We start from the raw sequence: 5,884 nt of genomic DNA, 5'->3' as shown, positions 1-5,884 counted from the left end.
CGGTCGAGGGCCACCTCGGCCCAGACGTGGGGGCGCCTGTCCTCCGACGGCTCGAGCACCTCCACGGTCGCCGCACGGGCGAAGGACTTCTTGCGCGCCTCGGTGACGCGGGCGCGCACGCGTTCGCCGGGGATCGCGTCGGCGACGAAGACGACGCGCCCGTCGTGCCGGGCGACGCAGACGCCGCCGTGAGCGATGCCGGTCACTTCGAGTTCGATCAGATCACCGGGCTGCAGGGCGCGAGGCTGCGGGTTCGCGGGAGTTTCGGGCATGCCGACCATTCTCCCACCCCGCTCCTCCGCCCCCGCCTGCGGGTGTACCGTGAGGGTATGGATGCGCGCGACGGTGCGGCGATCGAGGCCCGAGGTCTCACGGTGCAGCGCGGCCGGCAGAGCGTGCTCGACGGCATCGACCTCGAGATCCCGCGGGGCCAGGTGACCGGCCTGCTCGGGCCGTCGGGCTGCGGCAAGACCACTCTGATGCGCGCGGTCGTCGGCGTCCAGGCGAATGTCGACGGCGAGCTGCGCGTGCTCGACGAGCCCGCCGGTTCGAAGGCGCTCCGCCGCCGTGTCGCCTACGCCACGCAGGCCGTTTCCGTCTACGACGATCTGACCGTGCGGCAGAACCTGCGGTATTTTGCCCGCGTGCTCGGCGCGCCGGGGGACGACGCGGATCGCGTGATCGAGCTCGTCGGCCTGCAGGATCGCGCCGGGAACCGGGTCGAGGCGCTGAGCGGAGGTCAGCGCAACCGCGTCTCGCTCGCCGCGGCGCTGCTCGGAGAACCCGAACTGATCGTGCTCGACGAGCCGACGGTCGGGCTCGACCCCGTGCTGCGCGCCGAGCTCTGGGGGCTGTTCCACCGCTTGGCCGATGACGGCACGAGCCTGCTGGTGAGCAGCCACGTGATGGACGAGGCGCTCCGCTGCGATCGTCTGCTGCTGATGCGCGAGGGCCGGATCATCGCCGACACGACTCCGGACGAGCTCCTCGCGCGCACCGGGGCGTCCGACCCGGAGGCCGCCTTCCTGGCGGTCATCGCTGCGCAGGAGGACACGGCCGCGCAGAAGGACACGGCTGCAGCGGGACCCCCGCACGTGCGCGGTGCGCGCGACGGGGCGAGCGCCGATGGAGCGCCCGCTCGGCGCGGCAGACATGCGTCCGCGGATCCGGATCCCGATCCTGCGCCGGATCCCGATCCCGCCCCGGATCCCCCCGCTGCTCCTGCCCCGGATTCCCCGGATCCCGCCGCCACCGCGGGGGAGGATCCGCGATGAACGCCGCACGCACTTTCGCCACCGCCGGCCGCGTGCTGCGGCAGCTGAGTCACGACCCGCGATCCATCGCCCTGCTGCTGCTCATGCCGAGCCTGCTGGTCGGGCTCTTCGCCTGGCTGTTCAATGATCAGCCGGGAGCGTTCGACCAGTTCGGCGGGCCGATCCTCGCGCTGTTCCCCTTCATCCTGATGTTCGTGATCACCTCCGTGACCACGCTGCGCGAGCGTCGTTCGGGCACGCTCGAACGCCTGATGACCACGCCGCTCGGCAAAGCCGATTTCATCGCCGGCTACGCTCTCGCCTTCGGGCTGGCTGCGATCGTGCAGGCCATCGTCACCGTCGGTTTCGCGGTCCTCGTCTGCGGGCTCGAGGTCACGGGCCCCATCTGGCAGCTCGGCCTCGTCGCCGTCCTCGACGCCCTGCTCGGCACGGGCCTCGGCCTGCTGGCGAGCGCCTTCGCACGCACCGAGTTCCAAGCGGTGCAGTTCATGCCGGTGCTGGTGTTCCCGCAGATCCTGCTCGGCGGCCTCCTGATGCCCCGTGACCAGATGCCCGACGCGCTGCACGCCATCTCGGACTGGCTGCCGCTCAGCTATGCCGTCGACGCGGTGAACGCCGTCGCTGCAGGCGACGAAGGCTGGGATCTGGGCAAGCCGCTCGTCGTGATCGCCGGGGTGACGATCTTGGCGCTCGGCCTCGCGGCCCTGACGCTGCGGCGGCGCACGCCGTAGCTCCGATCCCGCACCGATCTTGATCCGCGAACGGGCAGGATCGGGAGAGCGGCGTGGGGCCGGGGATCGGGATCGGAGCAGGGCTCTTTCGCGAGATCTGCAAGAATCGGGCCGCTTCCGACATAGGCCTGGGTAAGGGCTATGAAAGGGCGAGATGTCGCACAGAGATGACCGGGCTTGGTTCTCCGGCGATGTCGCGGTGCACCTCGACGCGGTGTACCGCTACTTCCTGCGCCGTGCGCCGAGGTCGGACGCCGACGACCTCGCCGCCGAGGTCTTCGCCATCGCCTGGCGCAAGCGCGACAGAGTGCCGCGGGGCGCGGAGCTGCCTTGGCTGTACCGAACCGCGGGCTTCATCCTGGCGAATCATCGCCGCCGCCCACTGGCGCTGCCCCTCTATGCGATGGACGAGCCGACGAGCGTCGATCATGCGGAGCGGATCGCCGAGCGCGACCGGATCTCGCGCGCACTCGCCGGGCTCGGCCCGCGCGACCGCGAGATCCTGCTGCTGCACGCATGGGAGGGGCTCGACGGAGCGGAGCTCGGGGAGGCGCTCGGGATCTCCCGCTCGGGGGCGCAGGCGGCGCTGTCGCGGGCCCGATCCCGGTTGCGCGACATCTGCGAGGAGCAAGATGCGGCGGGATCGCGACACATACACGGTGAACCCGAGACCGCGTAGCAGTGAGGATCGAGATGAACGAGTCACCCGATGATGAAGTGAGCGCCGACGAGGCAGGCGCCGACGAAGCAGGCACCGTTGAAGCAAACACCGACGAGGTGCGCCGCCTCCGTGCGCAGAATCCGAGCCTCGATGCGAACGCCCCGGAGGCGCTGCGCAGGCGCGTCGAGGGGATACCCTCGCAGGAATCGGCGACCGGCCGGCGCGCTTGGCTCGCCGTGGCTGCCGCGGCGGTCGTCGTGGGCATGGTCGGCACGGCGTTCGCGTTCGGATCCCGCGGCGGTCTGGGAGGTGCGGGGGGCGACGAGGTCGTCGCACTGACGAAGCCGGCGCCCGGCGAGGTCGCGCCGCCGATCGGAGTCGGCGGTGAAAGCGGGGGAGGGTCGTCCGAATCGGCAGGCGGGACGAGGGAAGGAACGGGCTCTGCCCGATCCGGAGCCGCCGACCAGGCTGCAGCCGCGAGTGTCGACCGCCTGTCATATGCGAGCGGCTACTGGGGTGGCCGCCAGAAGTTCGTCCTGCCCGCTTTCGACCGCGCGCAGGGCGAGGCCACCGTCTACGCTCTCGATAGCGCGCCGAGTTTCAACGCCGAGACCGTGGCTCATGCGGCGAAGGTGCTCGGCGTTTCCGGCAAGGTGAAGCCGAACAAGGGCAGTGCCGGCTGGAGGGTCAGGTCGAAAGAGGGAACCAAGCCGGAGATCTCGCTCTCCGCTTGGGGAGCGAGCGAGATCTCGTACTCCTCGGGCTTGGAGAATCCTGTCTGGGAGTGCATCGACCAGACGGTTTCCCCGGACTACGAGAACTATGAGGATGTCTACCAGGAGTGCCTCCGCACGACTCCGCAGCCGACGGAGCAGCAGGCTCGTGATGCGATGGACACCGTGCTCGAGGCCTTCGGGATCGACGCGAGCACGGTGAGCGTCGAGATCGTCGATGACGACCTCGAGTACGACAACACGCTGCTGGTGCGCGCATCCCGGGTCGTCGACGGGATGGCGTCGCCGTTGTCGATCGAGACGACCCTGGCGCACGGGGGCATTCTGTGGGCCTACGGCTCGCCCGGCGAACTCGTGTCGCTCGGTTCGTACCGGATCGTGAGCCCTGCCGAGGCGGCGGAGAGGTTGAACTTCTCCGCGTTCTCCCCTGAGCTCACCTACGTCGAGCCGGTGGATCCCGAGATGCTGCCGGGGGCCGAGGAGGTCGAGGAGCCCACCGCACCCGCACCCGTGCCGAAGAGGGGTTCGGCGGTTCCGTGGTCGCTGGCCGAGCACGAGATCGTCTCGGCGCGGCTCGGCATGACGGCGGTGCACGGCCCCGATCGCGTCGTGTACGCTGTGCCCGCCTACGAGTTCACCGACAGCGACGGCAGCAGGTGGAGTGTCATCGCGCTCGAGGAGACGAGCCTCGACCTGTCTCGGAGTCCCGGCGGCTGGTGGTGGTGAGCGGTGCGGGATCGCGGTGCGGGATCCCCGCGATCCTGCACTGCATCGCCCCATAGGCTGGGAGGCATGCGCCTCTTCCTCGCCTCCACCTCTCCGGCCCGACTCTCCGTGCTGCGCGGCGCCGGCATCGAGCCCGTCTGCTTCTCGCCCGAAGTCGACGAGGAGGCCGAGGTCGCGGCCCGCGAACGGGAGCTCGGCCGGGCGCTCAGCGCGCCGGAGCTGACCGAGTACCTGGGCCGGTTGAAGGCCGAGGACGTGGTGCGCCGCCACGGCCCGGAGGGCACCGGAGAGATCGACGGACTGGTGCTCGGCGGCGACTCGGCGTTCCTGCTGGGCGGCGAGATCCTCGGCAAACCGCACGAGCCGGAGATCGCGCTGGCGCGTGCGAAGGAGCATCGCGGGCGCAGCGGCGTCCTGCACTCGGGGCACTGGCTCATCGATTGCACCGGCGGCGAGGTGCGCGGGGCGGCGGGAGCGGTCGACACCGCGACCGTGGCGCTCGCCGCCGACGTCTCGGACGCGGAGCTCGAACGCTACGTCGCCACCGGTGAGCCGCTCGAGCTCGCCGGCGGCTTCGCGATCGACGGCCTCGCTGGTGCCTTCATCGAACGGATCGAGGGGGCGACGAGCTGCGTGATCGGCCTCTCGCTGCCGGCGCTGCGCCGACTCGTGATCGGCCTCGGGCACGACTACACGACGCTCTGGAACCGGGACTGATCCCTGGCGACCGATCTCGATCCCTATCCCGCCCCGGGCGTGACAGCCCGCGCAACTACGCCGGAACGGCCTCGCCCGTCCGCCCGTTCTGCATGGCGATGATCTGCCGGATGCTCTCCCGGATCTCGGCGAGGTCGACGGTGCCCTCGGCCCCGGCGAGGAGGACGCGCAGGAACGAGGCGTCGAGCATGGCGTCGATCACGAACGACGCCCGGGGGTTCTGCACCACGATGTCGATCGCGCCGGTGAGCGCGCGGAACCATTCGGTCGCGATCGGCCGCAGCTCGGGCATCGATACGGCGGCGAGGTAGAGCTCGTAACCGCGTCGCACGCTCTCGAGATCCGAGGTGCGCGCGCTGAACCACTCGGTCACGACCTCCGCTGGATCCCCGTCGAGATGCGCCGTGAACCACTGCTCGGCCGCCTCGACCTGCTGATCCATGGTCTTCCGCATCGTCGCCTCCAGAAGCGACTGGATCGTGGGGAAGTAGTAGCTCGTGAGTCCGAGCGACTCTCCGGCGCGCTTCGCCACCTTGCGATAGGTGACGCCCCGGATGCCTTCCTCCTCGATGACCTCGCGCGTCGCATCGATGAGCCGCCCGGCCCGGTCGATCTTCTCTGCCATCGTTCCCTCTGCGCTACGATCCGCTGCGGCGGACGACCAGGATCGGCTGGGATCCGCCGGTCATCGCGTCCTCGGGTTCACTGTACCGCACCACTCTCGCCGGTCTCGATCGCACGGGTCCACTGCGAGGTGCCGCTGCCGAGGGGGATGACGTTGTCGGCGCTGACCAGGAGCGACAGCGTGTCGCCGACGCGGAGCCCGGTCGTGCTGAGCGCCGGGACGAGCGCCTTGATCGAACGGTCGCCGGGCAGCCGGACGATGAGCTCGGTCTCGTCGCCGAGGAAGAGCGTGTCGCGGAGCTCGCCGCGCAGCAGCAGCCGGTCGTCCGCATCCTGCCAGGCAGCGGTCTCGGCTCCGGCGGGGTTCCCGGCATCGGCGAAGTCCCCGGGGCCGGCGATCGCGAAGGCGCGGGGCCG

The 5,884-nt window shown here is 70.5% G+C and carries 8 protein-coding genes; 5 read left to right on the top strand and 3 right to left on the bottom strand.

Features of this window, described 5'->3' with window-relative positions:
- Nucleotides 1-272 (bottom strand): TRAM domain-containing protein (locus ACFPZL_RS09005; RefSeq protein ID WP_382335151.1); only part of this gene is annotated, 272 nt, incomplete at its 3' end.
- A gap of 57 nt (nt 273-329) precedes the next feature.
- Between ACFPZL_RS09005 and ACFPZL_RS09000 the strand changes: the two genes are divergently transcribed.
- The 5 genes from ACFPZL_RS09000 to ACFPZL_RS08980 all read left to right on the top strand — a co-directional run bounded on the left by ACFPZL_RS09000 (nt 330) and on the right by ACFPZL_RS08980 (nt 4,843).
- On the top strand, nt 330-1,274 hold the full coding sequence (locus tag ACFPZL_RS09000) for an ABC transporter ATP-binding protein (RefSeq protein WP_382335149.1): 945 nt from the start codon (nt 330-332) through the stop codon (nt 1,272-1,274).
- Nucleotides 1,271-2,005, top strand: coding sequence for an ABC transporter permease (locus ACFPZL_RS08995; protein WP_218115151.1), 735 nt, complete (start codon nt 1,271-1,273; stop codon nt 2,003-2,005). The genes ACFPZL_RS09000 and ACFPZL_RS08995 overlap by 4 nt, the downstream gene beginning before the upstream one ends.
- A gap of 154 nt (nt 2,006-2,159) precedes the next feature.
- Nucleotides 2,160-2,684, top strand: coding sequence for an RNA polymerase sigma factor (locus ACFPZL_RS08990; RefSeq protein ID WP_218115150.1), 525 nt, complete (start codon nt 2,160-2,162; stop codon nt 2,682-2,684).
- 14 nt (nt 2,685-2,698) lie between these two features.
- Nucleotides 2,699-4,126, top strand: coding sequence for a hypothetical protein (locus ACFPZL_RS08985; protein ID WP_218115149.1), 1,428 nt, complete (start codon nt 2,699-2,701; stop codon nt 4,124-4,126).
- Between the two features lie 66 nt (nt 4,127-4,192).
- Nucleotides 4,193-4,843: a Maf family protein gene (locus ACFPZL_RS08980; protein WP_218115148.1), complete on the top strand. Its 651-nt coding sequence runs from the start codon at nt 4,193-4,195 to the stop codon at nt 4,841-4,843.
- Between the two features lie 55 nt (nt 4,844-4,898).
- On the opposite strand, the gene ACFPZL_RS08975 is transcribed toward ACFPZL_RS08980, so the two are convergent.
- A complete protein-coding gene (locus ACFPZL_RS08975; RefSeq protein WP_218115147.1) occupies nt 4,899-5,468 on the bottom strand; it encodes a TetR/AcrR family transcriptional regulator in 570 nt (189 codons plus the stop codon).
- 77 nt (nt 5,469-5,545) lie between these two features.
- A partial coding sequence (locus ACFPZL_RS08970; RefSeq protein ID WP_382335147.1) for a TOBE domain-containing protein occupies nt 5,546-5,884 on the bottom strand: 339 nt, incomplete at its 5' end.

This window comes from Leucobacter soli, from assembly GCF_042659205.1.
GTDB classification, from domain to species: domain Bacteria; phylum Actinomycetota; class Actinomycetes; order Actinomycetales; family Microbacteriaceae; genus Leucobacter; species Leucobacter soli.
Note: the sequence above shows the minus strand (reverse complement) of the source record. Positions and strands in the feature narration are given on the sequence as shown.

Excerpts from the sequence above, each read along its gene's own strand:
- ACFPZL_RS08990 (WP_218115150.1), top strand. The coding sequence starts at position 2,160 with ATGTCGCACAGAGATGACCGGGCTTGGTTCTCCGGCGATGTCGCGGTG.
- ACFPZL_RS08975 (WP_218115147.1), bottom strand. The coding sequence starts at position 5,468 with ATGGCAGAGAAGATCGACCGGGCCGGGCGGCTCATCGATGCGACGCGC.
- ACFPZL_RS09000 (WP_382335149.1), top strand. The coding sequence starts at position 330 with ATGGATGCGCGCGACGGTGCGGCGATCGAGGCCCGAGGTCTCACGGTG.
- ACFPZL_RS08995 (WP_218115151.1), top strand. The coding sequence starts at position 1,271 with ATGAACGCCGCACGCACTTTCGCCACCGCCGGCCGCGTGCTGCGGCAG.
- ACFPZL_RS08985 (WP_218115149.1), top strand. The coding sequence starts at position 2,699 with ATGAACGAGTCACCCGATGATGAAGTGAGCGCCGACGAGGCAGGCGCC.
- ACFPZL_RS08980 (WP_218115148.1), top strand. The coding sequence starts at position 4,193 with ATGCGCCTCTTCCTCGCCTCCACCTCTCCGGCCCGACTCTCCGTGCTG.